The following is a 26,708-nucleotide window of genomic DNA, read 5'->3' as shown; positions in this document are numbered from 1 at the left end:
TATCTCTTCCATCCTGTATGGGTTGCCCATGCAGATCGAGCCCTTCACCATCGCTGTTCCCGACCCTGTTCTGGAGGATCTCCGGGACCGCCTGTCCCGCACGCGCTGGCCGGACGAGGTGGCTGGCGCCGGCTGGGATTACGGATCCAATCTCGCCTACATGCAGGAACTCGTCCGGTACTGGCGGGACCGCTTCGACTGGAAGGCTATAGAAACGAGGCTGAATGCGTTCCACCACTTCCGCGCGACCGTGGATGGATTCGGGATTCACTATATCCACGAGCGGGGGAAGGGAAGAGATCCCTTCCCCGTCATGCTCCTCCACGGCTGGCCGGGCTCCTTCCTTCAGATGGAGAAGATCATTCCGATGCTCACAGATCCGGCCCGCTACGGTGGGGGCCCGTCTGACGCTTTCGACGTGGTGGTGCCTTCGCTCCCCGGATACGGATTCTCCGATCGTCCGACGGAGAAGGGGATGAGCATCTCCCGCATAGCCGGGATATTCTCCCGCCTGGTTCGGGACGGGCTGGGGTGGCAGCGGTTCGGTCTCCGGGTAAGCGACCTGGGGACTGGCGTGGCGATGGGGATGACGCGCCGCCTCCCCCGGAACGTGGCAGGACTGCACCTGTCCGGTGCCACCCCTCCGTTCTCCCCTCCGCCCGGACCCCTGACCGAAGCGGAGCAGGCGTACCTGGAGACGAGCCGCATTCTGCTCCAGGATGAGGGCGGCTACGCCGCGATCCAGGCCACCCGCCCTCAGACTCTCGCGTACGGCCTGAACGACTCCCCGGCCGGTCTTGCCGCCTGGATCGTGGAGAAGTTCCGGAAGTGGAGCGACAGTGGCGGCGACGTGGAGAGGCGATTCTCCAGGGACGAACTGCTGACCACCTCACGCTCTACTGGGTAACGGAGACCATCCATTCCTCCATGCGTCTGTACTACGAGTCCACCCAGCACCCGGACCCCGAACAGTTCCGCCACATCGATACTCCGACGGCTCAGGCCATGCCGCCCCGCGGGCTGGCGCTGTCGCCCCGCGAATGGGAGGAGCGATTCTTCAATATCCAGCGCTGGACCCTGCTTCCCCGCGGAGGTCACTTTGCCGAATGGGAGGAGCCGCAGCTGATCGCAGAAGATATGCGGGAGTTCTTCCGCCCTCTCCGGGAATAATCCGGCAGGCCGAATCCTGCCGTGAAGGGGAGGCACTATCTCCCTACCCCTCACTCCCGCGGTCCGGGTGCTGGTCGGCGGTGGATCATCGTCCGCGCGTCGATCCCCTCCAATTCGCAGCGCTGCTGGAGACTCAGACCTCCCACGGCCGAAGACCTTCCGCAACATTCATCCGTTATGGCCCTGTTCGTACTCTTATCGGGAAGCATTCCCCGCACATCGAGGACGACCATGACGAAACCGCACTCGCCCCGTATCGCACAGGTGAAGTACCACAGGGTATATACGGACGCCCGGGGCGATTCGCACGTCGACACCGTGACGATCGAACAGAGTCTCGTGCAGGCAGCGCCACCCGCCGCCCCGTTCTACGTCTCCGAGGACAGACCCGCGTCGAAGTATCGCTTCTACACGTTTCCGCCCGGCTGGATCGGCGAACTGCACCCGGCTCCCGCCCGGCAGTTCCTGGCCCTCATGTCGGGTGCGGTGGAGGTGGAGACGACGGACGGGACGGTGCGGCGGCTGGGATCGGGGGACCTCATCCTGCTGGAAGACACCGCGGGGAAGGGGCACGTGACGCGGAATATCGGCGAGGGCTACGCATTATTTCTCGTTGTCCCCGTCCCTGCGGTCTGATGTTCTCCGGGGAATCCCCCTTCGTCATACCGCCCCGACTGCGTCGGTGCGACGGGATCGTTCGGATGCTCCGCATCGCACCCTTCCTATGGGCGCCGCATGCTGCGATTTGAGAGCCCGGTGCACCTGGGCTCTATGCGGGGTTGCGTTCTTCCAGCATGACTCTGATGAAACATATATCAGATCCCGGGCTTTTAAGCTTGTAAACGAGAGGGGAGGAAGAAGGCCGATCAGAAGATCGGGGAGAATCTCGAGATCGGTTCTTCGGACGAGACAGGTAGATGGCGGCTGCGAGAGGGAGAGAGGGTGTGAGGGCGCCGATGGAACCGTTTGCCGTGGGAGGGTTTGCCGGGGCAGGGTTCGAGGCGGTGCGGGAGGCGTTCGTGGAGAACTTCCAGCGCCGCCGGGAGCTCGGAGCTGCCTGCTGCATCTACCATCGCGGGGAGAAGGTCGTCGACCTCTGGGGCGGCATCCGCAACCGGTCGACGGGCGAACCCTGGGAAGAGGGCACCATGGCCCTGGTCCACTCCTCGACAAAGGGCATGGCCGGGCTCGCCATGGCGCTCGCTCACTCAAGGGGGCTGTACGACTACGACGAGTACGTCAGCACCTACTGGCCGGAGTTCGGCCAGCGCGGCAAGGATCGGATCACGGTCCGCCAGCTGCTTTCGCACCAGGGCGGGCTGTTCGCCCTGGACGTGCGGCCGGACAGGAGCCTCGTCGCGGATCCCGAGCGGCTGGCCGTCGTGCTCGCGCGGCAGAGACCGGCCTTTGAGCCGGGAACGCGCCAGGCCTACCACGGCATCACCCTGGGGTTCTACGAGAGCGAACTGCTCCGCCGGGTCGATCCCGGGCACCGCACGCTGGGACGGTTCTTCCAGGAGGAGATCGCCGATCCGCTGGGGCTCGACTTCTATATCCGCCTGCCCGCGGAGATCCCGAACGCACGGCTGGCGACGCTCGAGCGGTTCAACATGGCAGAAGCGCTCTTCGCACTGCCCGTCCCCCTCCTGCTCTCCGCCATGAACCCGCGCTCGCGCTTCCGCCGCTGCCTGCAGGGGTCGGAGCTGCCGGCGGAGGATAAAGAGCACATCTACGCCCGGAACCTGGAGGTGCCGGCCGGGGGCGGTGTCGGGACGGCCCGGGCCATGGCGAAGGCCTACAGCGTCTTCGCGACCGGAGGGAGAGACCTCGGACTGCGCGAGGAGACGCTCCGGCAGCTGATGGCGCCCGCCGTTCCGCCGAGCCGCGGGTTCCGCGATGCATGCCTGAAGGTGGAGGTTCGGTTCTCGCTCGGGTTCCTGAAGCCGGGCCCGGAGAATCCCTTTGCTCACCCGAGCGCCTTCGGGGCCCCGGGAACGGGAGGTTCCTTCGGGTTTGCCGATCCCCGCCATGAGATCGGCTATGGGTATATCCCGAACCGCATGGGGGCGTATCTGGAGGACCCGAGAGAGGTCGCCCTGCGGGCAGCCATGTACCGCTCCATCGGGGTGGAAGATCCCTTCCATGGATGAGCCGCAGCCCCACGCTAAACCGGCGCAGTCCTTTCGCCCCGCTGGACAGAACGGGGCGAATGACAGGGGGGGGTGGTCAACGGCCTGCCCGCGGGTGTTCGCGGTTCGGCGGCTTCATCAGGACCGATGCCGTCAGAAGACCGGCGACCGCGAGGGCGAACGCCCAGGGAAACACCCCGGCGTAGGTCCCCGTCGTCGTGCGGACGAACCCGGCCAGCTGCGGACCGGCGATCGCCCCCGCACCGAAGGCGAGGAAGACCACGCCGTAGCACCGCGGGTAGTCGCAGGTCCCGAAATAGGTCGCCGTGGCCGTCGGCGCGATGGCGAGCCAGCCGCCGAGGCATCCCCAGAGAACGGCGAAGGCGGCGATGTACACCGGGACTGCCGGCGCCAGCCACATCGCCACGGAGGCCAGCGCGATCAGGAGAAACGACAGCCTGGCGGCGTTTCCCGGGTTGAGGCGGTCGGTGAGAACCCCGAAGACCAGCCGTCCGCCGCCGTTGAAGACGGCGAAGAATCCCACGAGGGCGGTCGCGAGGGCGGTCTCGATCTGCAGCAGGTCGGTCCCGACCGGCTGCGATATGGAGACGGCCATCAGCCCCGCGGTGCACCCGATGCAGTAGCAGATCCAGAGGCCGTAGAATCCCGGGGTCCGTAGCATCTCCCCCCGGTCGCACTCGCGGGCCGCGTGCCCGCCCTCTCCCGGGGCGGGAGGACTCCGGGCGGCGGGTCTCCACCCTTCCGGCGGGAAGGCGAGCGGGAGTGCCAGGGGCACCGTTACGAGAACGATCCCGATCCCGAAGACGCGGAACGCGGTCATCACCCCGTATGCGGCGATGAGGTGACCGGCGAGGTTTGCTGTGACGAATGCCGAGAACCCGACCCCGAACACGGTCAGCCCGACCGCGAGCCCCCTGCGGTCCGGGAACCAGCGGGCGGCAACGGCGACCGTCGCCCCGTAGGCGATCCCGATGCCGATGCCCCCGATCACCCCGAACATGGCGGCAAGCATGGCGATGGAGGAGGCCGCCGACGCCAGCAGCCAGCCGAGAGCGGTCAGAATGCATCCGGCGATGGTGATCGTCCGCGGGCCGAGCGTCTCGACGGACCTGCCGGTCAGGGCCATGGTGAGCGCGAAGACGGCGAGGATCACCGAGTACGGCATCAGCACGTCGTTCGCGGTGACGGTCTGCCCGAGGTGCACGGAGAAATACTCTATGAGCGGATTTACAAAGACGCTCCAGGCGTAGACGGTCCCGAGGCAGAGGTTGATAACCAGCCCTGCGGCGACGAGCCCCCACCGCCCCCTCTCCGCGGGCATCCCGAAGAGCGAGGGTCCTTCCGCGGTCCGCCTGTCATCCCCGAGCATGCAGACAGGGATCCTTCTGCAAGGGCGGGAATAAGGATTTGGAAATTCGTTCGGGCGGAGGTGCGGAGACGGCACTCCGTCCTTCATCCCCGCGGGTCGTTCCCTGTCATCGTATCGGCCGCAGGTGAACCTTCGTCGCACCGCAGAAGGGGCATCTCCAGGTGTCGGGGAAATCGGCAGGAAGGGTACCGGCGGGAATACTGGTTCCGGGGTCGCCCCGCTGGGAGTCGTAGGTGTACACGTTGCAGACATCGCAGCGATACAGCGTCATGCGGCACCGCCATGCTTCCTAGGGTGACCGGACATTTCGAGGCCTTCCAGGGGCAGCCGCGGCGCAAAGAGCCTTCATGCCCCTTGTTATTCGGGGAGTACAGGCGCGCCGGACACTCGCGAGGACGGCAAGAATCCCGATAACGAACACGATCGCTCCAGCGCCTGCCCAGAACGGGGATCTGCCGGCAATCTCCTCGCAGTTTGCGATGCACAGTATGGGACGCATCCGGAGAATTCCCGTCCCCTGCAGAAACCATAACAGGCCGAGAGATGCGATGAAAGCGCCGGCTAACCCTCCCGCGATCTGGTTTCCCTTCATACCCGTTCCTCTCTCCGCCTCCCGGGATTATTCTTCCCGCCCCCCGGGATGCCGCGGTCCGTTGCTGTCCCGGGAGACGCCGGTTGCGAACGTGCGAGATCCCGTTCCGGTGGACAGAAGGGGATCAGTGCTGCAGGTCCCCCCTTCCGGATCGCGATCTCTGCAGCCTCTCCAGCAGCTCGTCCAGGCGGGAGAAAGAGTCGTTCATGCCCTCCTCCATGTCGGACTGCAGCATCCCGTCGCGATCTTCTACGGACAGGAAGACCGATCTGCTGGTAACCCGCGTGTGGTTCTCCGGGAGCTCCTCGAAGTCCGCTCTTTGCAGGATGACGTGCCCCGGTTCCGGCAGCCCCTCGTACTCGAAGGTCTCGATGATCCGCTCCGGCGGCGTGACGTCGTGGTGCACCCCGTGGAAACCGAACTCGTTGCCCTGCGGATCCTTCTGGATATACCGCCACCTGCCCCCGCTCCGCGGCTCGAACGTCTCGATCGCCGTGGAGAGCGTCCGCGGACCGATCCACTGCGCGTAGAGTTCCGGATCGGTGTACGCCCGAAAGACGAGATCCCGCGGGGCGTCGAACTCCCGGATGACGACGAACTCCTGTCTTCCCGGTTCTGCGATGATCCGGGCAGGACGCACCTGCCCCCCTCTGCTCCCGGATCGGGCGATTGCCGTCTCCGTTCCCGACTGCTCTGTCTGTGCCATGCCGGTCGATCTCCTTTCGGGGCGACTCATGCCCTTCATCGCTGATATACGTTTCCTGCCGCAGGACCTTCGTGCAGTGCGCCGGAAGAGATCAGTATGCGTGAGAGGGACGATAGCGTGCCGCTCCAGGGTGGATCCCCCTCCCCCGGAGGACGAGGGGATGGGGGGCGTACGTACTCTGCCATCCCGTCCTTTCGCCGGGTTGCCGGGAGCCGTCACGAACCATGAATGCAAACCTTTTCAACGATGGGGAACGAAATGACCTGAACCTTCCGGACCGCGGGCGCGGAGCGATGCCGATGGAGAAGGCCGAGACGGAGAGACATCCCTGGATCTACTTTCTGCTGGTCGTCCTGATCTCGGTTCCCGGCTACGTGCTGGGGCTTGTGCCTCCGTACACCCTGGCGATGGTCGGCATTCCGGTGCTCGCAGCCTCGATCCTGGCCTGTCGGGAGACGGGATGGGACGGCGTGAAGCGCCTGCTGGGGAGGGCTGTCGACCACCGGCGGATCGCGCAGAAGATCTGGTATGCACCGATCCTGTTCCTGATGCCCGCGGCGGGGATCCTCGCCATGGCATGGACGAGCCTTGCGGGAGCATCCGTCCCCGCCCTCCGGGTCCCGGTCCTGATGATGCCCGCGTATCTCGTCGTCTTCTTCTTCGCGGCAATCGGCGAGGAGCTCGGCTGGTCGGGGTATGCCCTCGATCCGTTGCAGGAGCGGTGGAGCGCCTTGCCGTCGGCCCTTGCGATCGGGGCGGTCTGGGCCCTGTGGCATCTCGTGCCCTACACCCTTGCGAATCCCCCGCTCTGGGTGGCGGGGCAGTGCGCATCCACGATTCTGGTCCGCGTGCTCATGGTCTGGATCTACAACAACGCCGGGAAGAGCGTCTTTGGCATGGTCCTCTTCCATACGACGATCAACCTGGTCACCGTCCCCGACTACGGTTTCCCGTACGATCCCGTAGTCGTGAGTGCCATCCTCGCCGCTGCCGCTGGTGCCGTCGTATTCCTGTGGGGTCCGAAAACCCTGGCCTGCTACCGCTACGCCCGACAGGATCCCCCCGGTTCTCCCGATGACCCGTGAGGGGATCGTATCGAGTACTGTGGTCACGGCTCTGCAGGCGGCCACGAACACCGCTTCCCGGACGAAGAGGAAAATACCCCCTCTTTCCGGGGACATACGCTCTCCGGCGCAGCGTGCACCCGTCCCGTCTGCGGACAGGCCCGACGTCCCGTCGCACGGTCGGCCCTCATGGTTCGCGACCGATCTTCGGGTGGTTCCGTCTCCGGGCAGCGAAGCCCTCCCTCCGTGCACGGGTGCGGTTCCATCGGGGGAGCAGCTGGCGCCCCAGCCTTCCCCTCGCAGAGTGTGCCTGCTCGCCCATATAATCCGGTGGAACGCGCTCCGGTCGCCAGCCGCATACCGGCGACCCGGAATGTACCGGGTCCCGATTCGGTGCGCGCCCGTGGCACGAAGCCACTATCTCCCGCTCTCTGCCGGTATCGGCGGCAGCGGCATGAGCGGGCGACACGTGGATGCTCCGCTCCCTCGCCGATCCGCCGGCGCCCGCCCCGGATCTTCCTCCCCCGGGAGAACGCCGTCGCGAGCAGCGCGGGCAGGATGGTCACGGATAGCAGCAGATCGCGGGTGGGCTGCAGGGAGAGGAGGGAGGAAATGGCCGTGGCGCCGCGCGGGAAAGGTCGTCCGCCCTCTTCCGGGAACGCGGTTCACCTCCGGTTGCGGCGTAAAACGCTGGCCCGGAGCCGCTTCTCGGGAGCAGCCCGGAACGTCAACCGCTTTTTGGGGCCGGTATCGTGAAGTGGAACGTCGACCCCTGCCCCGGCTCGGACTCCACCCAGATGCGCCCTCCGTGCCGTTCGATGATCCGCTTCACGATGGCAAGGCCGATGCCTGTTCCTTCATAGGCCTCCACTCCGTGGAGCCGCTGGAAGATGACGAAAATCCGCTCGAAATACTGGGGCTCGATCCCGATGCCATTATCGCGGACCGAGAATTGCACCATGCCATCTCTCTTCCTGGCAGATATATGAATGTCAGGCGGAACCCCCTCTCTCCTGAATTTGATGGCATTGCTGATCAGGTTGGAGAAGACCTGCCGGAGCTGAGTGGGATCGGCCATCACCATGGGCAGGGCATCGTACGTAACGGTCGCTCCATTCGCCTCTGCCAGGGTGCGGATGATGGGGAGGGTATCTTCAACAACCGCGGAGGCATCCGTTTCGCGGAGCTCCGAGCCTTTCGTATTGACGCGGGAATACTCCAGCAGATCATGGACGAGGTTCTGCATCCGCTTGCCGCCTTTGACGAGGTACTGGAGATACTCATCGGCATCGGCATCGAGCATCCCCTTGTACTTGCGCTCCAGCAGTTGGGCGTAACTGACGATCGTCCGCAGGGGTTCCTGGAGATCATGGCTGGATATGTAGGCGAACCGTTCGAGATCTTCGTTGCTGCGTTTGAGCTGGTCCAGGTACCTTCTCATGGCCTCTTCGGCGCGAACGCGCTCCGTGTCTTCGAAGAGATAGCCCCGCAACTGCACCAGCGCTCCGCTGTCGTCAAAGATGCCGATGAGCGTTTCAATGACGTGGATCCGGGTCCCGTCCCTCCTCTTTCGGTACGTTCCAACAGACTCGATCTTCTTTTCCCTTCTGAGGCGGGCAAGCAGCTGCCCCGGCTGTTCCGCATCGATGAAAGTATGGAGGAAATTGGATGCTTTTGCCTCCTCGATGGATGCAAATCCAAACATGCGGGCGAATGCAAGATTGCAGTCCTGGATTGTTCCATCGGGGTACCCCACAAAATCCCCGGTAAGATCATTGAGAAAGAGATCCCGATACTTCTCCTCGCTTTCCCGTAGCGCCTCCTCGGTCCGCTTGCGCTCGGTGATATCCATGACTCCTGCAATGGAGCCGATGAAATTCCCCTGTTCATCGGTCACGGGCGAAGCCTCGATAAGGATGTGTTTCTTGACCCCCTGTTCGGTGACGGCCTCCAGTTCGTACTGCTCTTTCCTGCCTTTCTGTCGTTGCCCCATGTGCTCCCGGAGGATGCGGGCATTTTGTGCGTCCATGAACGAAAAGACAGATCTCCCGATGGTATTCTCCACGGTGTACCCCAGCATGGCAGCCAGCGGGGGATTCGCATACCGGATGACGCCTGCCCTATCGATCACGACGACTCCTTCCTGGAGCGTATCGATGAGCGACCGGTACTTCGCCTCGCTCTCCCGCAGGGCTTCCACCATCTTCTTCTGCGGGGTGATATCCGTGAAGGATTCCAGCATCTGGGTAACCTGTCCGGAGCGGTCCCTGACCGGCTGGGATACCAGGTGGAGCCAGTGACCGGGAGCCGATCCCTCTCCCGGAACGTACTTATCGACGCTGGCCACCTTCCCCGTGGCCAGGGACTGCCGGGCTGCACATACACCGCAGGGGGACTCCTTCCTCTCGTAGAACCGGTAGCACTTCTGGCCGACGGGGTCGCGGCCGGGGAACAGATCCCGCACCTTCTGGTTGACCCAGAGGATCGTCATATCCCGGTCGATCAGGGAGAGTCCCGTGTCCAGCGCGGTGAGGATGGCCCCCATCCGCTCCTTCTCCTGCTGTAAAGCCTCCTCCGCCCGATTGCGCTCGGTGGTCTCGTCAACGGCGATGTTGATCGCGATGACCTGCCCGCGAGAATCCCGCACAGGCCACGCATTGATCCTCCAGGATCGAAGCGCGCCGGGATGTGCCGGTGTCTCTCCCTCCACTCCGATCTCGAGGAGCGCCTCGCCTGTATCCACGACGTAACGGGTAAGTTCCTCCAGCCGGTCCGCAAGGGCCGGTATCAGATCGCGGACCCTCCTTCCGAGGATCTCCTCGACGGAGAACCCGCCCATCTCTGCAAACCGCCGATTGACGCGGAGGAAGCGGGTGTCCGCATCGATGAGGCACAACCCGATGGGAGCGGAGGCGTAGATGGCATCCAGCTCCAGGTGCGCCCGATCCTGATCAGTGTGCTCTCTGTCCCTGGGGGTGTGAGGGGATGCCGGCATTTCGCTCCTGGTGTACTGGGGATATCTATGCTGGAGGAAGTTCGACCTGCGGAATGAAAAACCTGTTCCTCCGCGGGATCCCCGTGCGGCAGGAGCGGATCCCTGCGGGTGCGCCGAACGGCTTCCCCCGCATCCGGGGCGGTTGGTTGCCCGGTCCTGCGGGGATGTCGGTGACAGATCCGGGACGCTCCGCCGTCGCCCGATCAGGGCGGCGTCTTCGGGCGTGCCTGGCGGAACCAGCCTCCCGACGATCCCGATCGCCCCGCCCCTGCGATCCGTGCGTACTGGCGGCTGCGGCTCCTTCGGATCGCCCCCCGGTGCAGCGGGACGATCTTCCGGGGAGGAGATCTGCGGGCGCGCGGTTCCGGACGGAGGCATGCGCTCCGTCCCCTCCGCCGGGCATCGCCGCCGCTGCTAGCCGCCCAGGACGATCGTGATTCCTGCGACGATGATGCCTATCAGCGCCGACCCGAGCCCGGACAGCACCTTCGGGACGATCCCCCTCTCGAGCGCTCTCAGACAGCCGATGCCGAACAGCAGCAGGATTCCTGCGAGGTTCGAGACCGTCAGGGCCTGTGCAGCATCGGCGGCGATGTAGAACGGCAGAACGACGATCGCCCCGCTCCCGGCCGACATCAGAAAGGTGCCGAAGAGGATCGCCGCCGTCTCACGGGGAGACACCCCCTCCCGCGCGGGTGCGCCCGGGAGGATCCGCGAGAGCCTGTCGTAGAACAGGAGTCTCTCCTTCTCCGGAACGTTCCGCAGAATCGTGTCGTCCAGCTGCTCCCCGATCAGGGACAGGGCGGTCTCCCGATGTTGGTCAGACTGCGCGTACTCGATGATGCGGTTCTCCTGGCGGACGATGTAGTGACGCTCCCAGAGATAGAACAGTCCGTCGGCAATGCCCCAGGCGACGCAGCAGAGGAGCGCAGCCGCGGTGACGTGCCGCACGACGACCTCGAACATGCCCGGAAACCCCCGGAGCGTGCTGGTGAACGTCATGGCGATGATCACGCCGTACATGACCTCGGCGCCCGCCCAGAACTTCCCGATATAATCAGCGAGGGCCATATCCCGTCCTTTGATCGGCATGATACCGTCATGTGGTAATAACGTATCCGGAGCCGGTCGGGTGGATATGGGTTGCCGCCGGTGAGCCGTGCGGGATTCCAGGCTGCATGCAGAGAACGGGTATGGCTGCGGGCTGCTGAACGCCCATCTCTGTACCAGTTTTAAATACATCCGTCACGTCCATTACCCCCGCGTTTCCGGGGGCCAGGGATCCGGGCGGGATCGTAACGATGGCGCATGAAGGTTTCACACGACAGCATGCGATGCTGGGAACGGCTGCAGCATTCGCCGCGGTCCTCCTCCTGATCGCATACGCGATTGCGCTGACGCTTGGACTTCTCTCGCTCGCGTCGCCCCAGGATCCCATCGGCGACCCGTACTTCTCCATCATGGAGCTGCTCATCGTCGTGCTGTCCCTGGCGGGATTGCTCGGTGTGCCGCTTGCAGACGCGAATGTGCGGAACATCGGGATCGTGGGCTGCGTGGGGGTCGCTCTGGTTGTGTTCCTGCTGCTGGGGATAGTCTTCGGGCGCACCCGCCGGCTGCCGGAAGGGAGCGGAGTCTGGGTTTCAGGCGGGCCGAATACATCCTCTCAGGGACCATGCGGATAGAAATACCCCGAACCTGGAATATGCGGGCTCTCCTGCAGACTCTGCCCGGGTTCTCATACGGACGCGAAAAGCCGGTGTCCGGGCTGCAGGAGCGCAGGCAGAATGGCTGCCGGCTGCCCTTCCATCACCTGCGCGCTGCAGAGAAAGGGAGTCGAATTCTGCCGGGATTGTGCGGATAGTGAGACGTGCGATCTCTGGAAAAGGCACGGGGAAGCGGGAAAGAGCGCCGATTCGTTCGAATGCTATCAGAAACTTGAAGATGACGCCGCCTTCATCCAGGACGGGGGGAGGACAGCCGGGTTCGTGGATCTGCAGAACGTCAGAGAGCGGGTCCTGCGCCGGATGCTACAGGAATACAGGGAGGGGCGTTCGAAGAGCTATTGCTGCATTGCCTCAACCTTCCTGGAGAGCGGGGAGCTGAAAGGAGCGCTGGCTGAAGCAGACCGGATGTCCCGCGGAGTGAATATCAAAGAGAGATCGAACTTGCTCCGTTCCATGGTGGACCGCATCGCCTCGCAGAAGGGATACTGCCTGGAGTTGAGGAAGGGATGAGATACGTCACGCTTCAGCATTTCGATCGCCTTCGGAGAGATCATCGCTCTCCTCTTCCCCGCCCCGGCTCGACCGTTGCGATGCCGAACGCATCGTCGAACGGTGCGGATTCGCCGCTCGAACGGAGCCGTCCCGTAAAGAAGACCGGCACTGCCGGTCTGCCGCGAGCACGACCGCCCATCCGGTCTGCGGCGTCGGGTGCCCTCCTCGCGTGGATGCCGGCACACAGTTTATATGCCGCCAATCGGATCGTGCCGGTATGATCCGGATCAGGCGGATATACGAGAAGCCCGGCCCGGACGACGGGTTCCGGGTTCTCATCGATCGGCTCTGGCCGCGGGGTCTGCGGAAGGCGGATGCGAAGGTGGATCTCTGGGCCCGCGAAGCGGCGCCGAGCACGGCGCTGCGGCAGTGGTTTGGGCATCGGGACGAACGCTGGGAGGAGTTCCGTCGGAGGTATTTCGAGGAGCTCGATAGCCCGAAGGCCCGGGAGAGCGTGCGGGCAATCCTCGAGAGAGCCCGTAGCGGGGACGTGACCATCCTCTTCGGCGCGAAGAACGAGCGGCACAACAACGCCGTCGCCTTCCGGGAGTACCTCGAGGAGCGGTTCCCGCAGGAACTCCCGCGGCAGGCAGGGGTCGGCGGCTGATCGGTCCGGGAAACCACGGGTTTCGGGGCACCGCCGGGGCAGCGGGGCTGGTAGTGCCCCACGCGCTCCATGAGCACCCGCCCGGACGCCCGTCCGATCGCAGGACGCGGTGGCAGGGGGATACGAGGGGGACCGGATTGCGGGCGGGGATCGCCCGGGAGCGCGATCCTCCGCGCCTTCGGTCCCGATGCAGCGTCGATCCGGAACAGGCGGACCGGGCCCCGTGCCGCCGGGATATCGGCGGCAAGCATCGTCCCGTCGGGCCCGGGAGATCGGTTCATGCTCCCTTCCTGCCGGGGAGGGTATTTGAAGCGAGTTTCCGATCCGGGGGAGGAGCGCGACTGCCGTCTTCACGAGCGGACAGATCTCCCGGAGCCGGTCAGGAGTGTCCGTACCCCAGCGCGACGAGAAATGCGGCAGAGGAGCGGAACACGATGCTGGAGACGGGATTCTGCACGCCCCCGAAGAAGGCGGCGAGAGCGGCAGGTGCGCCGACGAGTGTCAATCCCTCTCCCATCCGCGGCATGGCGGCGATGGGCCGAATAATCCCCCGATACCGGCCCGGCGACACCCTGCTCCAGCGGGGCGATATGCGTTGCGCCCCCGAGCACGATGATTATAGCCCCGGAGCACATGAGAATATCGGCGGAGACCGGGGGTCGACCATCGGGATCGGTGGCAGAATGGCATCGTATACGTGTCGACGCCGCATCGCGGCATTCCGCAGCGTGAGGCGGGAGGGCGACCATCGCCCCGCTGCGGTTCCATCCGCAATCTCTGGCAGATCCTGGCCGTGCGCTGCATGCGCTCATGGCGGACTCTTCCACCGCCGTTGCCGGGGTGTCCTGCGCACCGCCGGAAACGAGACCGATGTCCGTGCCCTTCCTTCTCCGGGATCCCCGTGCGGCCGCACCCTCCAGCCCTGTCCGCCGGTGGCGGCACGGCTGTCGTTCAGTAGCCGAGGCTCTCGCGGATCAGGATCAGGGTGATTCGCCCCGCCTCGGCCTCGTTCTCCAGGATCACGTACTTGCCGATGGCGCTGGGATTGCCGTAGACGCGCTGCGAACGCTGGTTCTCGAGCGGCAGGGCGTACTCCCGGCAGCGCCGGAGCGCCTCGTCCAGCGTCGGCACGATCTTGTTCGCGCCGCAGACCAGGACGAGGTGGGCGGTCGCATGGGGCCACGCCCCCACCCGGCTCCCCGTCCTGTCGCATCCCACGATCTCGCCCGACTCGGCGATCGCCTGGACCCCGGAGAGGAAGTAGTCGGCCGCCACACCCTTGCGGCGGAGTGCATGCCGCCTCTCCGCATCGTCCTCGGCGGTGACGATCCCGTGGTAGTCCCGCCAGCCCTTCGGGTTCTCGTCGAGCAACCGCTCGAACCCGATCTCGATCAGAGTCGTCGAGGAGCCGTTCATCACCTCGGCGCCGGCGGGGATCAGATCGAGGATGGCGTCCAGCGCCTCCTCGCCCGTCCCCGTCAGGATCACCCGCACGTTCCGCGACTCGATCGCCGCCACCGTCCTCTCCAGCACGGCATCGTCCGGCATCCGGCTCCAGCGGTCCGGGTCGACTCCCGCGTCCGCGATCAGGTTGACCGCGCTGTACCGGGTCGTTCGTGTAATCCGATCACCCCGGGTGAGGGAGGACGCGCCACTTCATATAGGATTGCACGGACCGTGCGCCGCACCGTCCCCGGATCGCGAGCGCTTATCCCCTCGGAGGGAGAGGGAACTACATGCACCGCATCATCGACTGGAACGAACTCTGGAAGGCGGTCCACGCGAGTTCCCCCTGGCGGGAGGAGAAGGAGCGCGACCCTGCCGCCGTCTGGGACAGACGCGCCGCCGCCTACCAGCGGGTCACCCGCGACGAGAAGCGGGCGACGGAGCAGGAACTCTTCCTTCTGGACATCCGCCCGGGCGACACCGTGCTCGACATGGGCGCGGGCACGGGGAGGCTTGCCGTGCCCGTCGCCCGCACCGCTGCCCACGTGACCGCCCTGGACCCGTCGGGCGGCATGCTCGCCATCCTGAAGGAACGCATGGCGGAGGCGGGGCGGAGCAACTACTCCTGCGTGCGGATGCGCTGGGAGGATGCCGTGATCGGGCGGGACATCGAGCCCCACGACGTGGTCATCGCCGCGTTCTCGCTCGGGTTCTACGATCTCGGCGCCGCCCTGCAGAAGCTCGACGCCGCCGCCCGCCGCGCGGTCTATCTCTTCTGGCACGCCGGGGAGTGGCGGGGCGGACGGGAGATGGAGCTCTATTCGGCGGTGTTCGGAGAGGAGGGGGCCCGGCGGAAGGGATACCCGGACTACATCTACGCCGTCAACATCCTGCACGACGCCGGCATCTTCGCGAACGTGCGGATCTACCGTGCGATCTGGGATGCGGTCTACGACTCCGTCGACGAGGCGGTGCAGTCCTGGGTGGCGATGCACAGTCCCGGGCTCGAGGATCTCTCTCCGGTCTACGACTACTTCGCCCGGACGCTGCGGCGGAACGAGGACGGTAAATTCGTCGAGACGACGGTCCGCCCGACGGCGGCGGTCTGGTGGGAGAAGGAGCAGGGCAGTCCCGATACCCGGGGATGACGGGCTGGGCTGAACGCGGGGTCGGCGGCGCCCCGTTTCCGTACTCTCCCCCCGCATGCGCCCCCTCCGGACCCGGGAGCGGGGCTGTTCTGCGCACGGGTGCCGGAACAGAGGTTCGATCCCCGCTCCCGGCGCGTGCCGCTTCCCCCGTGCGGCGCTGCGGCAGCCGCCAGAGGGCGGCACCCACGAGGGATGCCAGCCGCTCGTCCGCTCTCCGCGGGGACTGCGCGCCGCCTGCGGAATCGATCAGGGCTCCCGCATCAGTTTCAGGGCGCAGAAATCCCCGCACATGGTGCAGGGTCCTGCACCGGGTGCGGCACGCACGAGCGCCTCTCGGTCGATGGCATACTCCGCCTGCCCCTTCCAGTCGAGCCTTGCGCGTCTCTCGGCGAGGTCCCTGTCGGGATCGTCCCGGCCGTACTTGATCGTATCCCCGATGTGCGCCGCAATCCTGAACGCGATGAGACCCTCTTTCACCTCCTCCGGACCGGGGAGCCCGATGTGCTCCGAGGGCGTGATGTAGCAGAGGTAGTCGGCGCCGGCGCCGCTGGCGATGCTCGCGCCGACGCAGCCGGCGATGTGGTCGTGCCCGACGGCGACATCCGTGGGCAGAGGTCCCGCGACGAACAGCGGTGCCGGGGAATGGTCTTTGTACTGCTTCACGTAGGGTGCGATCCTGTCAGCCCGCACGTGCCCGCCGACGCCCTCTATGATCGTCTGCACATCCCGTTCGTACGCCTCCCGCGCCAGCCGGGCATTCAACTGCATCTCCCCCGCCTGCGCTGCATCCCGGACGTCGTGGATGCACCCGCTCCGCATGCTGTTCCCCAGCGAGAGGACGACATCGTATCTTCGCAGGATCCGCAGGACCTCGTCGAAGTGCTCCAGAAACGGGTTCTCGCAGCGGTTGCGGCGCATGTATGCCAGGGTGATCGCACCCCCCTTCGAGACGACCCCCATGATCCTCTCCCACCGTCTCACGACGTCCATCAGGTCCCTGCCGGCGCAGTGGAGGACGACCGATGAAACCCCTTCTCTCGCGTGAGCCGCTATCGTGGCCAGGATGTCGTCCGCCGTCATGCTGCCGATGCCTTTCTGCGCTGCCGTCTGGTAGATCGGCACCGTGGTGATGGGAACGGTGGTGGCCTGGAATACCCGCTGGCGGATGGCCTCGATGTCCCCTCCCGTGGAGAGGTCCGTGATCGTATCCGCGCCATACCGTTCGGCGATGACGGCCTTTCTCACCTCCTCATCGGGATCGATGCGGGAGGGCGACGTCCCGATGTTGACGTTCACCTTGGTTCCCAGCCCCCTTCCGATGCCGACCGCTCTCCCGCCCCTGCACATGACGACGGCTTCTGCGGATGCAACGCGGGAGAGGAGCGTGCCCGGGTCGATCCCTTCCGCCCGTGCAACCGCCTCGATCTGCGGCGTCATTCTCCCGCGCTTCGCCTGTTCGAGCTGCGCTGTCATACGGCACCCAGCACTCCGCACGGCAGATCCGCGCCCCTCAGTACGTCCTCCGGTCCGCCCGTCTGGACCACTCCCGAAAGACCGCCAGGCACTCGTCGCGCAGGAAACCCGGCGTGATCTCGATCCGCGAACCCCCGTGGTTCTTCATCATGCGGTTCGACAGGGTGAGCTCGCGGAAACCGAGCCCCGCGGCATCGCCGATCCCGCTGCCGTAGACGATCCTGGCGATATCTGCCCAGTGGGCGGCGGCAAAGCACATCGGGCACGGTTCGCAGGTGGAATAGAGCACGGCGCCGGGGAGGTGGACCGCGGACAGGCGGCGGCACGCCTCGCTGATCGCCACGATCTCGGCATGGCACGTGATGTCCGTCAACTCCCAGACGCGGTTGTGCGCGGTGCTGATCACCCGGCCGCCGAGCTCGATGCAGGCGCCGAACGGACTCTCGCCGTGCGATACCCCTTCGCGGGCGGCCTCGATCGCCCGCTGCATCGCTCCCGCATCGGGCGTGAACGCCTCCCCGCGGTCCTGTCGCAGATCCATATCCCACTGTCGGTGTGCCCGTATATGATACAATCGCTCCCTCCCGTCCGGGAGAGCGATCGATCGCGCCCGGGGCCCCCGCCACCCTCCCGCGGGATCGCAGCCCGCCTGCCCGGCGCATCACACGGCGGGGAATGCATTCAAAGCGGCAGCTGCCGCCCCCGGACAGCGGCGGAAGGACCGGGCTGCTGCGGCGGCGGCAGGTCAGGCCGACGCCATCCGGTGCAGCAGGTGCGGAAGGATGGGCGGATACCCGCCCGGCAGCGGGGGCGCTCCGCTCTCGCCGCCTCCCAGGAGAGACCGCAGGCTCCACCACTCGCCCGTCGGCGCCGCGCCGTCGTCCGTCACGCCGGAGGCGAGTCCGTAGACGGCGGAGCGGTTGCCGGAGACGGCCTCGAAGATGGTGTTGTTCCGGAGATCGTAGCCGACGATCGTGGTCTTCAGCATCGTCTCCGTGCCGTTCTCCGTTCTCTCCAGGATCCGGATCCCCTCCGCACCGCCCGGGCGGCCCGCCAGCCAGTGCGGGGAGACGGCGATCCGCACCGCAACCGGATCGTGCGGATGCGGGCCGAGGCGGGTGATGCTGGAGACGTAGGCCGATTCCCGCACGCTGCCGTCGTCAGCATCCTGGAGGTACGACGCCTCGAGCGCCTCGACCGGCGCGCGGATGCCCGTTTCCTGCACGGAACGGACGGATGGCTCCACGGCTGCATCGGCCGCGTAGAAAAGGACCCGCCGGTCTCCGCTGCCGGTGCCGACGACGAGGCGGAGTCCATGCGAGGAGAGGGCAGCGGCGGTCACCGCGGGACCGGCGGTGGCGCCGGTGGAGGAGGTCGAGACCTGCCGCCCGCCCGAACCCGTGTCGAGCTCCCAGAGGCTCCGCCCCTCGCGATCGAACAGGTGCAGCCGGCTCCCCTCGCAGATCGCCACGAGAGCCCCCTCCGGGGAGACGGAGACCGCACGGATGCGGTTCTCCGCCGCATACTTCCAGAGCAGGTTCCCGCGGCCGTCCAGGACGTAGGCGACCCGGTCGCCGGAACCCGCACCCACCAGGGATCCGTCCGCGGAGAGCGCCACTCCCTGGACGCCGTCGCCGGTCCTGTACTTCCAGAGAAGGCCGCCGGATCCGTCCAGGAAGTAGAGGTGGTGATCCTCGGAGCCGGCTGCCACATACGAGCCGTCGGCGGCGATCGCCGTGCTGATCACGTCGTCCCCGGCGGTATAGGACCAGAGAAGGTGACCGTCCCGATCGAACAGTCGGACGGTGCCGTCGTCGTAGCCGGCGGCGATGCGCTCCCCGCCGCGGGAGACTGCCACGCTGTAGACGAAGTAACCGCTGTCTTCGCTCCAGATCTCGCCGCCGTGGGGGTAGAGGAGGTAAAGCTTCTCCGCCGCGGCGGCGACGTGCGTGCCGTCGGGGGAGATCGCGACGCCAAATACCGGCACCTCCATCGGCCGCCTCCACTGCACCGCTCCGGAAGAGTCGAAGTAGTAGATGGTTCCGGGGCGGTGGGTGGCGGCAACCGCGTGGGACCCGTCCCCGGTGATCGAGGTGCTCGTGATGCGCTCGCGGGCCGAAGCGTTCCAGACCTCCGCGGGAGACAGGGACGGCGGGAGGATGATATCCCGGTTCTCGGCACTGCCGATATCGATCCCCTCGCCGGCTATCTCCCTGTCCGATGCCGTCCCGTCATCGGAGGCCCCGTCGGCGGTCTCGTTCTCCAGGAGCCAGGGCTCCTCCACGGGGCAGTCCTCTTCGGCGACGATGTACTCGCCGGCGTCCGTACCTATCGCGCCGTACAGGGGCGGATCCTCGCTCCCGTTTTCCGCTTCGGGGGATAGGGCTCCCGTGTCCTGGGCGGCTGCCGGTAGGAGGAGGCAGAGCACCAGGAGAAGCGCAAGGATGGGTTTGAACAGGGGATGGCAACGCATCAGAGGATGGTTTCGAGCATCACGCTAATGAAGGCTTTCGCCATGGTGCATTCATGGGAAATACTGGTTCAATTCCCCGTAGGTGGCGCTTAGATCCGTATTTTTGAATTTCGTGAAGTTATACCCATCCAATATCGGCATACCGCTGCCGATCCCGCCGCAGGAATCTGTTCTGTGGAATACCGGGTCTGCTCCGGGAATAATCGTGATATATTCTGGAAAGAAAAACCGCAATTTTTATCTCCATGCCCGGCAGATCCCCGCGTTCCTCCATGCCGTGAGGGGTGCGGGCCCCCCGCCGCATCAGGCGGACGGTGCCGCTTCCGGCCCCCCGGTCGCCTCGGTCGCCCCGCTGTCCCATACCATGTTGTTCGCCATCTGGGTCGCGAAGACTCTCGATCCCGGTTGAACCCGGATCGACTCCCCCATCTCCTCCGGGCTCCTCGCCCAGACGACCTGGTGCCGGAAGAAACCGTCGGGCTGCACCACGACGACGCTGTACATGTTCATATCCTCGGGGACTTCCCTCTCTCCCAGCTCGACCCTGTAGCACGTGAACGTGACGGGGGCGAGCTCTCCTGTTTCTCTCTCTCCCTCGGGCATTCTGCAAACCTCCAGCCGGTGTCCGGGGAGACCGCACGCAGGGATGCTGCGCGGACACCCCCGGCAGCTCGGTATCTCGAGTCTGTCGGCGAGCCTCTCCTCTCCCCTCCCTCGTATTTGAATGTATGGGGGCCCGCTGCGGGAGCGCCACCCCGTCCGCCCCGTGAGAGCAGCGATGGAGTTCCCGGAGCATCCGGGGGAGCACCGTCTGCGAGGGCGGAGATGCGATCGGTCCTGCGTGCCGGGAGCATCGCTACGGGCGGGCGGGGATCCTGTTCGTCCACTCCCGCAGCCCGGCATGGTCCAGCCCCGCCCTCCAGAACCGCTCCCGGACCGCCGCATCCATGCTGAGCGGGGACGAGGGTGCCCAGCGGCGTTCCTCGCAGTAGCGCCCGTGGATGCCGTCGATCCTGGGGGACGTCGCCAGGTAGACCTCCACCTCCGCGCCGTGCTCCGGGGGCGCCCCCTGGTGGTAGCCGGAGAACGCCCGCAGGAGCTTGGTGTCGATGACCCCCGGGTGCAGGCAGTTGGCGGAGACCGCGCTGCCGTCGAGGATGCGGCCCAGCCCGTAGGTAAATACGACGACGCCCAGCTTGGAGAGGGCATAGGCCTCGTAGGGATCGTACCGCTTCTCCCCCTGCAGGTTCCCCCAGTCCACGCTTCGCACGCTGCGGTGCGCGATGGACGCGACGTTGACGATGCGGGCGGGAGCGCTCCGCCGGAGGAGGGGGAGGAGTTCGTGGGTGAGCAGGAACGGGGCGATGTAGTTCACGGCAAAGGTCGTCTCCAGGCCGTCGGGCGTGATCATCCTCTCTCGCATGTAGACACCGGCATTGTTGACGAGCGCGTCCAGCCGGTCGTACCCATCCCGGATCTCCGCTGCCAGGCGGCGGACCTGCTGCTGAACCGAGAGATCGGCGATGAGGAGATCGAGCCGTTCGGAACCCGTGCGCTCTCCGATCTCCTTCCGGACGGCCCGGCCCTTCGCCTCGTTTCTTCCGTGGATGAGGACGTGATACCCTCTCTCCGCCAGGATCCGCGCCGCCGCTCTCCCGATGCCGTCGGTGGAGCCCGTGACAAGGATGGTGCGCCCGTCCATGGTGGTCGAGAGTGCTGCTCTGCGGCAATAATACTTTCTGGCCCGGCCCCGAACAGGACATGTTTTTTTATTTGAGAGATTCTATAACAGGAGGCACTGGAACCCGCTCGAGCGGGTTCGACCGATCGGGAGCCAGCATGCCGGAGCGGCCGTCCATGACCGACGATGCCGTCTTCCTCCGCTGGATGCGGACGGAGCTCGGGAGAATCAACAGGGGCATCGTCTCGGAGAGAAAGACTCTGGAGGATCTTCTCCAGGAGGTGAAGCCTGCTTCCCGCACCCGGGGCGGCGAAGAGCATCTCTACCGCAGGGACGTGCTGCAGAGACTGGGGGAAGCCCTCCCGAAGGATCTGCACGGGAGACTGCGGCTGCCCATCCTGTTCTACTTCGATACGGAGGTCTCGGACAGCGCATACCTCACCGACAGAACGGCGGCGCAGGCCCTCCAGGAACTGGGGGAACTCAGTCCGCTCCGCACCTTCCGGGACGGCAGGCTCTGGGTCTCGCGGGCGATCGTCTACGCCATCCTGCAGAAGTATCCGACGGCCGTTCAGACGGTGATGATGTAGGCGGTATCCCCGGGATGGACGGGGGACGATACCCCGTCCATCCCGATTGCAGGATCTGGTGGTCCGTTTCGAACGTAGATAATAGAAAACGCAGGTATGGGGGAACTCCCCCTGTGCCCTCTATTCAGGCACCGTACAGGCTCTGCAGTCCGGCAATGTCGGGCGGTTCGAGGGTCCTCTTCTCCGTATCCCCTTCCTCCGAATATCCATACATCGTCACGGCCGAACAGGTGGTCGAGTAGACATCCCCCATGCCGACGGCATGCCCCAGTTCATGGGTCGCGATATTCTGAAGATCCATCTTGGTGGAGTCCGCATATCCATCTCCCCAGTCGAAGTAGTCGTTGAACAGTATATCGAACTCCACGATCTGTTTTCCAACGCGTGAATACCATATCGAGGTCACGGCGATGACGTTGTCATCGCGCATGGGGCCGAAGGAGATGGCATTGATGCGGTCGTACGTGCCGTAATACGCTGAACTGCTCGCGGTATACGAACCGAATAACTCTCTGGAAGTCGCGGCATCCCAGGTTTCCGCAGAATCCGAGATGGCGGCAAAGACTGAACCATCTTCCAATCCCTCGGTATTCGCAGGATTTACAGTATACTGTACGGGAGTCGCCAGCCATTTGACTCCCAGCAGTTTATAGCATGTGTCCGCCTTTGGCTTTGCCGCTGCCGAGGGGGGTTTCACATAGTGGATAAAATCAACCCGTTCAACGGCAAAACTCTCGCCGATGACAGGCGAGTGCTCCGGGGCCTGCGACACCTCCCGGGCCCGGTCGCTGGCCGGAACCAGCATGCTGGCAGAGGCCATGACGATGCACAGCGCAGAGAGCAGAACGACCAGAATCAGAAGTTTTGTCTTCATCCAGATCCACCTTTCCGCAACAGCAGGAATGGCTGCAATTGCGGTCACTATCAGTTCTACAATAGTGGAGCGGATAAGGTTTTCGGGATGGGGCATACGCCCCTGAAGGATCGGGATGAAACAGGCTGCCACGTCACGAACGCATCGAATCTGGTTTCTGGTGACATCACAGACCGCGTGCACGCGGCGGGTGCTATGACCCCCTTGGAAAGGCTCCCTCTGCTGGACCCTCCCGCTGACCGTAACCTTCATGCGTCCCGCCGGGGTCATCCCCGCCCATGCATGCTCCAGAAGACTACCCTCCCGGTTTCGAGGAGATGAGGAACTTCCCGTTAGTAGGAGCCCTGATGGGAAGACGCTCCCGAAGGTTCCTGCTCGGGGCCTCGATACCGGCGGGCGAGCTGGCCTTTACGTCCCGCCACGAACCGCTGCCGCTCTCCCGGCTCGAACAGCTGCTGGTGCTGACCGCGGTGGGCGGCAGCACGGGGTGGCTCTGATCCCCCACAATCCCCGGTATTCGCCGCACATCCCGGACTACGCGGCATCGGCAGCAGGATTCCATACGAGCGAGATCTTCTTCACGGACGACGAGGGGGTGTACTGCCTGCAGACCCGGGATGCGCCGCCCCCTGCGGATATGCCGGAGGATGGAGTTCCGGATCTGTTGGACCTCCTCACTGCGCACCAGTCCCGCATCCGGAAGATCCATGATGGGCGCCTCCGGATCCCCGCAAAGATCCCCTACATGGGGGGCCACAACACCTGGGTCGTCAACCGTCCGGGGAGCACGCTGGTCGTACCGGTAGGGGATCTCGCCCAGCACGTCCTCGCGGCACTCTGCTATTTCACCCAGAACGGGCAGTGCTTCTACGACGACATTCACCGTGAGAGGATTGCAGGGCTGGACCGCTTCGGGCACCTGGTCAACCTGCAGAACCCCATTCCCCTGACGTTCCTCGAGCAGATCTCCCTGGCAGAACTGACCGCCGAGCTCTCCACCGCCTGCTATGCCGGCGTCCTCATGCTCCAGGCAATGGGGCTCGGCGGCTGGATGTTCGACGGTCTCGATCCCTACACGGTGCTGGGCGCCAGCGGCAGTCCCGATGCACCCGGCCTGGGCTTCCGCTATACCTTCGACGAGCGCTGGCCTTTTCCCAACCCCACGGGTCTTCCGGGCATCTTCGCGGGCTACACCCCGCCCCACTATACCGATATGCGGAAGGCGGTCGACGCCCTGGTGCAGCGGAACTTCGGAGCGGGAGGGCCGTTCCATCCCGGCACGCCCGGGCCCTATCGGGAGACCCCGCGCGTGCGGGGGAGCGCTCTCGTGCACGACGAGGAGTTCCGGGAGTGCGTCGCCCTCCAGGCGCGGTACATCTACGACCGGTTCGGCAAGTTCCCCGCAACGGTTCCGAGCATCTTCGTGATCACCTGCCTGCAGGCCCACCATCTGGATCGGGAGTTCTACGACCGCCATTTCAGTCCTGGAGCCTACCTGAGGACGCATGCGGAGCACATGGAGCAGTGGCACCCGAAACGCGCAGATTGAATTTGATAGCCCAGTCGATATCGAACGTATAAGGAGATAAGGGTGAAACGTTCTCCCGAACTGCAGCGCTCCCCGATCCCATCCTCTGGCATTCGAAACTCCGTGGTCATTCCGGATATCGTGTTGGCTTATGGGATGTCCAAAGCACAGAGTGGGGCAAGGAGTAGCATTGCTCCATTGGTATGATGGCCCGGTACGGGGAAAATTGGAGGGAGAGGTATCCTGCAGTATAGGAAGGATGAGCGGACCTGGGTCGATACGATTCGCTTTTCCGAATCCCGCAGCTCCTGTGCCCGGAAGCAGGCCCCATCGCACGCGGGGACGAGGGCACGGGGGGGGGAGGGGGAGCGCCCCTCTCCCGCCGGTGCGGTAATTTCGGTATCCTGTGCAGTACCCTCTTGCCGACAGTCCCCGTCTGCCCCCCTGCAACGGACGTTCCCGACGGGATCTGTTCTGCACCCGCGCCGGCGGCCGCCCGCGACGGGGGCGGGGGAGCATCCATCATCGCCGCGTGCGGTGCGGCCGGGGCTGCAGCGGCGGTCCGTCCCCGATGGAGAGAGGATACCCGCAGCCGGAGCCGCCGGTGCGCCATACCGGGGACGGCGGCAGCGATCGTCCCGCCTCGCCGGCGGTTCCGGCATGAACAGTCCGTCAAACCGCCAGATTTTTCCTCCCGTCCCCCCAACCTTCCCCGGGATCCCTTGTTCTACCACCTGATCCTCACCGACGACTGCAACCTCAACTGCCGCTACTGCCGCGGCAAGGCGATCTTCGAGGAGGGGGAACCGGCGGTCGATATCGACACGCCTGCGGAGCTCGCCGTGGATCTGGATCTCCTGTACGGCTTCCTGGCGCGGGACCCCGATCCGGTCCTGATGTTCTACGGCGGGGAGCCGCTGCTCCGGGCGGATCTCGTCCGCGAGATCCTGCAGCACGCCCCCGTGCGGAAGTTTGCCATCTACACCAACGGGCAGATCCTCCACCGCCTGGAGCCGGAGTGGACGAACCGCTTCTCGACGGTCTTCGTCTCCATCGACGGCCCCGAGGATCTGACGGACTATTACCGGGGGAGGGGGACCTACCGCCGCCTGATCGGGAACCTGCAGGGGATGGTCGCCGCCGGGTTCTCCGGGGAGATCATCGCGCGGATGACGGTCGCCGAGCAGACCGACATCCACAGCGCGGTGCGGGCTCTCGCGTGCAGCCACGATTTCTCCTTCTCCTCCATCCACTGGCAGCTGGACGCGAACTTCTCGCGGGACTTCGAGGCAAGGGATTTCGGCACCTGGGCGCAGGAGAGCTACAACCCCGGCATCCGCAGGCTCGTGCGGGACTGGGTCGACGCGATGCGCCGCGAGGGGAAGGTGCCCCGCTGGTACCCGTTCCTGGATACGGCCGAAGACCTGCTCCGCGGGAGGACGGCGACGGCGCTCCGCTGCGGCTCCGGCCATGCCAACTACACCATCCTGACCGACGGCAGCATCGCGCCCTGCCCCTGCATGGTGGGGATGCGCCCATATTACCTCGGGCATATCGCAACCTCGGACCCCCTCCGCCTGCCGATCCTGGAGGCGCCGCACCTGTGCGAGGGCTGCCGGATCCGCTCTTTCTGCGGGGGCCGCTGCCTCTACGCCAACGTCCTCCAGCCCTGGACGCGGGACCAGCGGAGACTCGTCTGCGGGACGGTGGAGAACCTGCACGATGCGATCGTGGAGGCCCTGCCGGCGATCCGATCGCTCCTGGACGACGGCGCCATCGCACTCGAGGACTTCCGGCACGACAAGTACAACGGCTGCGAGATCATTCCGTGAACGCGCGAAGGGGGGAGATCGCCGCGCTCCGGCAATCTCCCGGCAGCCTGCGGTTGTGCCCGCGTTCCCCGGCGAGGGCGGAGGATCCTCTCACGCCCGGCTGGTCTCGGGGCTGCCCCTCTCCTGCTTCTCTTCCAGGAGCGGCGTCCCCGCTTCCGTGATGCGGAGGGAAACTTCGGACGCCGCCCATGACCCTTTCATCTTCAGGATCCGCATGAACCTCCCCTCGCCGGAACCCCCGAACTGAATCACGCCGTCCGCACGGACATGCAGGTACCGCTCGGTTCCCGCCTGCAGCACCCCCCGGTCCGCCAGCATCAGGATGATGCGCCCCTGCCGGCTGGCATCGAGCAGGGAGTCGACGAGACCTGCCACCTCCGTCGCCCCCGCATCAGAGAGGAGCGTGGTGATGGCGTCGACAATGCAGAGATCCCCGGTGCAGTTCGCGGCGAGCGTCTTCCGGTCCCGGAAGCGGTCGGAGAACTCGATCCGCTCCGCCGCTTCCAGCCCCTGCATGCGCATCTCCGCCTGGACGTCCTCTTTGTAGCCCGCCGTGATGTAGCGCACCTGCCAGCCGGCTGACGCCGCCTTCGACGCCAGCCTCTCCGCAAAGATCGTCTTCACGAATCCGATGTCGTCCTCGACCAGGATGAGGCTCCGGTCCGGCAGGCGCTCCAGCAACGCCTCGAAGAGCATCGCCCCCTTCTTGCACGCTGCATCCAGATAAAGGGTGG

General features: G+C 65.5%; 27 protein-coding genes. 13 read left to right on the top strand and 14 right to left on the bottom strand.

The genetic code is table 11. The features are described 5' to 3' along the window. Window positions 1–28 precede the first annotated feature (28 nt). The 4 genes from QMC96_09405 (at window position 29) to QMC96_09390 (ending at window position 3,320) form a co-directional block, all read left to right on the top strand. Window positions 29–907 carry an epoxide hydrolase gene (locus tag QMC96_09405; protein MDI6876972.1) on the top strand — a complete coding sequence of 293 codons (879 nt, stop codon included), beginning with the start codon at window positions 29–31 and terminating at the stop codon, window positions 905–907. A 20-nt stretch (window positions 908–927) separates the two neighbouring features. Then, entirely contained in the window at window positions 928–1,170 is a 243-nt protein-coding gene (locus tag QMC96_09400) for a hypothetical protein (protein ID MDI6876971.1), read from the top strand. Window positions 1,171–1,401: 231 nt separating this feature from the next. Continuing rightward, entirely contained in the window at window positions 1,402–1,806 is a 405-nt protein-coding gene (locus tag QMC96_09395; GenBank protein MDI6876970.1) for a cupin domain-containing protein, read from the top strand. A 308-nt stretch (window positions 1,807–2,114) separates the two neighbouring features. After that, window positions 2,115–3,320, top strand: a complete 1,206-nt coding sequence (locus tag QMC96_09390; protein ID MDI6876969.1) for a serine hydrolase domain-containing protein — start codon at window positions 2,115–2,117, stop codon at window positions 3,318–3,320. Between the two features lie 76 nt (window positions 3,321–3,396). On the opposite strand, the gene QMC96_09385 is transcribed toward QMC96_09390, so the two are convergent. From QMC96_09385 to QMC96_09375, 3 genes are all read right to left on the bottom strand, one after another. Next, on the bottom strand, window positions 3,397–4,689 hold the full coding sequence (locus tag QMC96_09385) for an OFA family MFS transporter (GenBank protein ID MDI6876968.1): 1,293 nt from the start codon (window positions 4,687–4,689) through the stop codon (window positions 3,397–3,399). 106 nt (window positions 4,690–4,795) lie between these two features. Next, window positions 4,796–4,960 carry a rubredoxin gene (locus QMC96_09380; protein MDI6876967.1) on the bottom strand — a complete coding sequence of 55 codons (165 nt, stop codon included), beginning with the start codon at window positions 4,958–4,960 and terminating at the stop codon, window positions 4,796–4,798. A gap of 445 nt (window positions 4,961–5,405) precedes the next feature. Further along, window positions 5,406–5,987 carry an SRPBCC family protein gene (locus tag QMC96_09375; GenBank protein MDI6876966.1) on the bottom strand — a complete coding sequence of 194 codons (582 nt, stop codon included), beginning with the start codon at window positions 5,985–5,987 and terminating at the stop codon, window positions 5,406–5,408. Window positions 5,988–6,211: 224 nt separating this feature from the next. Here QMC96_09375 and QMC96_09370 point away from each other — a divergent pair, with 224 nt between their 5' ends. Beyond that, window positions 6,212–7,072, top strand: a complete 861-nt coding sequence (locus QMC96_09370; GenBank protein ID MDI6876965.1) for a CPBP family intramembrane metalloprotease — start codon at window positions 6,212–6,214, stop codon at window positions 7,070–7,072. 706 nt (window positions 7,073–7,778) lie between these two features. On the opposite strand, the gene QMC96_09365 is transcribed toward QMC96_09370, so the two are convergent. Together QMC96_09365 and QMC96_09360 are read right to left on the bottom strand one after the other, a co-directional pair. Continuing rightward, window positions 7,779–10,046, bottom strand: coding sequence for a PAS domain S-box protein (locus QMC96_09365; protein MDI6876964.1), 2,268 nt, complete (start codon window positions 10,044–10,046; stop codon window positions 7,779–7,781). Window positions 10,047–10,460: 414 nt separating this feature from the next. Then, on the bottom strand, window positions 10,461–11,138 hold the full coding sequence (locus QMC96_09360) for a hypothetical protein (GenBank protein MDI6876963.1): 678 nt from the start codon (window positions 11,136–11,138) through the stop codon (window positions 10,461–10,463). Window positions 11,139–11,347: 209 nt separating this feature from the next. On the opposite strand from QMC96_09360, the gene QMC96_09355 reads away from it, so the two are divergent. The 3 genes from QMC96_09355 to QMC96_09345 all read left to right on the top strand — a co-directional run bounded on the left by QMC96_09355 (window position 11,348) and on the right by QMC96_09345 (window position 12,929). Then, on the top strand, window positions 11,348–11,728 hold the full coding sequence (locus tag QMC96_09355; protein ID MDI6876962.1) for a hypothetical protein: 381 nt from the start codon (window positions 11,348–11,350) through the stop codon (window positions 11,726–11,728). Window positions 11,729–12,031: 303 nt separating this feature from the next. Then, window positions 12,032–12,280 carry a hypothetical protein gene (locus QMC96_09350; GenBank protein ID MDI6876961.1) on the top strand — a complete coding sequence of 83 codons (249 nt, stop codon included), beginning with the start codon at window positions 12,032–12,034 and terminating at the stop codon, window positions 12,278–12,280. Between the two features lie 259 nt (window positions 12,281–12,539). After that, complete coding sequence (locus QMC96_09345) at window positions 12,540–12,929, top strand: DUF488 family protein (protein ID MDI6876960.1); 390 nt, start codon at window positions 12,540–12,542, stop codon at window positions 12,927–12,929. A gap of 379 nt (window positions 12,930–13,308) precedes the next feature. Here the strand turns inward: QMC96_09345 and QMC96_09340 are convergent, their stop codons facing one another. After that, on the bottom strand, window positions 13,309–13,446 hold the full coding sequence (locus QMC96_09340) for a hypothetical protein (protein ID MDI6876959.1): 138 nt from the start codon (window positions 13,444–13,446) through the stop codon (window positions 13,309–13,311). A 434-nt stretch (window positions 13,447–13,880) separates the two neighbouring features. Beyond that, a complete protein-coding gene (locus QMC96_09335) occupies window positions 13,881–14,477 on the bottom strand; it encodes a lactate utilization protein (protein ID MDI6876958.1) in 597 nt (198 codons plus the stop codon). Between the two features lie 188 nt (window positions 14,478–14,665). Here QMC96_09335 and QMC96_09330 point away from each other — a divergent pair, with 188 nt between their 5' ends. After that, window positions 14,666–15,523 carry a methyltransferase domain-containing protein gene (locus QMC96_09330; protein ID MDI6876957.1) on the top strand — a complete coding sequence of 286 codons (858 nt, stop codon included), beginning with the start codon at window positions 14,666–14,668 and terminating at the stop codon, window positions 15,521–15,523. A 246-nt stretch (window positions 15,524–15,769) separates the two neighbouring features. Here the strand turns inward: QMC96_09330 and thiC are convergent, their stop codons facing one another. The 5 genes from thiC to QMC96_09305 form a co-directional block, all read right to left on the bottom strand. After that, entirely contained in the window at window positions 15,770–16,996 is a 1,227-nt protein-coding gene (gene thiC, locus QMC96_09325) for a phosphomethylpyrimidine synthase ThiC (protein ID MDI6876956.1), read from the bottom strand. Window positions 16,997–17,033: 37 nt separating this feature from the next. Further along, window positions 17,034–17,537, bottom strand: coding sequence for a nucleoside deaminase (locus tag QMC96_09320; protein ID MDI6876955.1), 504 nt, complete (start codon window positions 17,535–17,537; stop codon window positions 17,034–17,036). A 204-nt stretch (window positions 17,538–17,741) separates the two neighbouring features. Then, window positions 17,742–19,469, bottom strand: a complete 1,728-nt coding sequence (locus QMC96_09315) for a WD40 repeat domain-containing protein (protein MDI6876954.1) — start codon at window positions 19,467–19,469, stop codon at window positions 17,742–17,744. A gap of 303 nt (window positions 19,470–19,772) precedes the next feature. After that, window positions 19,773–20,072 (bottom strand): hypothetical protein, encoded by a 300-nt coding sequence (locus QMC96_09310; GenBank protein MDI6876953.1) that lies wholly within the window; start codon window positions 20,070–20,072, stop codon window positions 19,773–19,775. A 253-nt stretch (window positions 20,073–20,325) separates the two neighbouring features. Next, window positions 20,326–21,171, bottom strand: coding sequence for an SDR family oxidoreductase (locus tag QMC96_09305; GenBank protein MDI6876952.1), 846 nt, complete (start codon window positions 21,169–21,171; stop codon window positions 20,326–20,328). A gap of 137 nt (window positions 21,172–21,308) precedes the next feature. On the opposite strand from QMC96_09305, the gene QMC96_09300 reads away from it, so the two are divergent. Continuing rightward, entirely contained in the window at window positions 21,309–21,740 is a 432-nt protein-coding gene (locus QMC96_09300) for a DUF61 family protein (GenBank protein ID MDI6876951.1), read from the top strand. Window positions 21,741–21,864: 124 nt separating this feature from the next. Here QMC96_09300 and QMC96_09295 read toward each other — a convergent pair whose 3' ends face one another. Further along, entirely contained in the window at window positions 21,865–22,614 is a 750-nt protein-coding gene (locus QMC96_09295) for a matrixin family metalloprotease (GenBank protein ID MDI6876950.1), read from the bottom strand. A 278-nt stretch (window positions 22,615–22,892) separates the two neighbouring features. On the opposite strand from QMC96_09295, the gene QMC96_09290 reads away from it, so the two are divergent. The 3 genes from QMC96_09290 (at window position 22,893) to QMC96_09280 (ending at window position 25,974) form a co-directional block, all read left to right on the top strand. Continuing rightward, on the top strand, window positions 22,893–23,111 hold the full coding sequence (locus QMC96_09290) for a hypothetical protein (protein MDI6876949.1): 219 nt from the start codon (window positions 22,893–22,895) through the stop codon (window positions 23,109–23,111). Further along, a complete protein-coding gene (locus tag QMC96_09285; GenBank protein MDI6876948.1) occupies window positions 23,102–24,163 on the top strand; it encodes a hypothetical protein in 1,062 nt (353 codons plus the stop codon). Before QMC96_09290 ends, QMC96_09285 begins: the two co-directional genes overlap by 10 nt. A 701-nt stretch (window positions 24,164–24,864) precedes the next feature. Next, entirely contained in the window at window positions 24,865–25,974 is a 1,110-nt protein-coding gene (locus QMC96_09280; protein MDI6876947.1) for a TIGR04084 family radical SAM/SPASM domain-containing protein, read from the top strand. Window positions 25,975–26,064: 90 nt separating this feature from the next. On the opposite strand, the gene QMC96_09275 is transcribed toward QMC96_09280, so the two are convergent. Continuing rightward, window positions 26,065–26,670: a hypothetical protein gene (locus QMC96_09275; protein MDI6876946.1), complete on the bottom strand. Its 606-nt coding sequence runs from the start codon at window positions 26,668–26,670 to the stop codon at window positions 26,065–26,067. Window positions 26,671–26,708 lie beyond the last annotated feature (38 nt).

This window comes from Methanomicrobiales archaeon, from assembly GCA_030019205.1.
Lineage (GTDB): Archaea > Halobacteriota > Methanomicrobia > Methanomicrobiales > JACTUA01 > JASEFH01.
Note: the sequence above shows the minus strand (reverse complement) of the source record. Positions and strands in the feature narration are given on the sequence as shown.

What these genes read in the sequence shown, in the direction of transcription:
- QMC96_09385 (MDI6876968.1), bottom strand. Translation starts at nt 4,689, where the DNA reads ATGCTCGGGGATGACAGGCGGACCGCGGAAGGACCCTCGCTCTTCGGG.
- QMC96_09395 (MDI6876970.1), top strand. Translation starts at nt 1,402, where the DNA reads ATGACGAAACCGCACTCGCCCCGTATCGCACAGGTGAAGTACCACAGG.
- QMC96_09290 (MDI6876949.1), top strand. Translation starts at nt 22,893, where the DNA reads ATGCATGCTCCAGAAGACTACCCTCCCGGTTTCGAGGAGATGAGGAAC.
- QMC96_09315 (MDI6876954.1), bottom strand. Translation starts at nt 19,469, where the DNA reads ATGCGTTGCCATCCCCTGTTCAAACCCATCCTTGCGCTTCTCCTGGTG.
- QMC96_09375 (MDI6876966.1), bottom strand. Translation starts at nt 5,987, where the DNA reads ATGGCACAGACAGAGCAGTCGGGAACGGAGACGGCAATCGCCCGATCC.
- QMC96_09355 (MDI6876962.1), top strand. Translation starts at nt 11,348, where the DNA reads ATGGCGCATGAAGGTTTCACACGACAGCATGCGATGCTGGGAACGGCT.
- QMC96_09400 (MDI6876971.1), top strand. Translation starts at nt 928, where the DNA reads ATGCGTCTGTACTACGAGTCCACCCAGCACCCGGACCCCGAACAGTTC.
- QMC96_09345 (MDI6876960.1), top strand. Translation starts at nt 12,540, where the DNA reads ATGATCCGGATCAGGCGGATATACGAGAAGCCCGGCCCGGACGACGGG.
- QMC96_09405 (MDI6876972.1), top strand. Translation starts at nt 29, where the DNA reads ATGCAGATCGAGCCCTTCACCATCGCTGTTCCCGACCCTGTTCTGGAG.
- QMC96_09340 (MDI6876959.1), bottom strand. Translation starts at nt 13,446, where the DNA reads ATGGGAGAGGGATTGACACTCGTCGGCGCACCTGCCGCTCTCGCCGCC.
- QMC96_09300 (MDI6876951.1), top strand. Translation starts at nt 21,309, where the DNA reads ATGCCGGAGCGGCCGTCCATGACCGACGATGCCGTCTTCCTCCGCTGG.
- QMC96_09320 (MDI6876955.1), bottom strand. Translation starts at nt 17,537, where the DNA reads ATGGATCTGCGACAGGACCGCGGGGAGGCGTTCACGCCCGATGCGGGA.
- QMC96_09360 (MDI6876963.1), bottom strand. Translation starts at nt 11,138, where the DNA reads ATGCCGATCAAAGGACGGGATATGGCCCTCGCTGATTATATCGGGAAG.
- QMC96_09380 (MDI6876967.1), bottom strand. Translation starts at nt 4,960, where the DNA reads ATGACGCTGTATCGCTGCGATGTCTGCAACGTGTACACCTACGACTCC.
- QMC96_09295 (MDI6876950.1), bottom strand. Translation starts at nt 22,614, where the DNA reads ATGAAGACAAAACTTCTGATTCTGGTCGTTCTGCTCTCTGCGCTGTGC.
- QMC96_09335 (MDI6876958.1), bottom strand. Translation starts at nt 14,477, where the DNA reads ATGCCGGACGATGCCGTGCTGGAGAGGACGGTGGCGGCGATCGAGTCG.
- QMC96_09365 (MDI6876964.1), bottom strand. Translation starts at nt 10,046, where the DNA reads ATGCCGGCATCCCCTCACACCCCCAGGGACAGAGAGCACACTGATCAG.
- QMC96_09275 (MDI6876946.1), bottom strand. Translation starts at nt 26,670, where the DNA reads ATGCTCTTCGAGGCGTTGCTGGAGCGCCTGCCGGACCGGAGCCTCATC.
- QMC96_09310 (MDI6876953.1), bottom strand. Translation starts at nt 20,072, where the DNA reads ATGCCCGAGGGAGAGAGAGAAACAGGAGAGCTCGCCCCCGTCACGTTC.
- QMC96_09305 (MDI6876952.1), bottom strand. Translation starts at nt 21,171, where the DNA reads ATGGACGGGCGCACCATCCTTGTCACGGGCTCCACCGACGGCATCGGG.
- QMC96_09330 (MDI6876957.1), top strand. Translation starts at nt 14,666, where the DNA reads ATGCACCGCATCATCGACTGGAACGAACTCTGGAAGGCGGTCCACGCG.
- QMC96_09370 (MDI6876965.1), top strand. Translation starts at nt 6,212, where the DNA reads ATGAATGCAAACCTTTTCAACGATGGGGAACGAAATGACCTGAACCTT.
- thiC (MDI6876956.1), bottom strand. Translation starts at nt 16,996, where the DNA reads ATGACAGCGCAGCTCGAACAGGCGAAGCGCGGGAGAATGACGCCGCAG.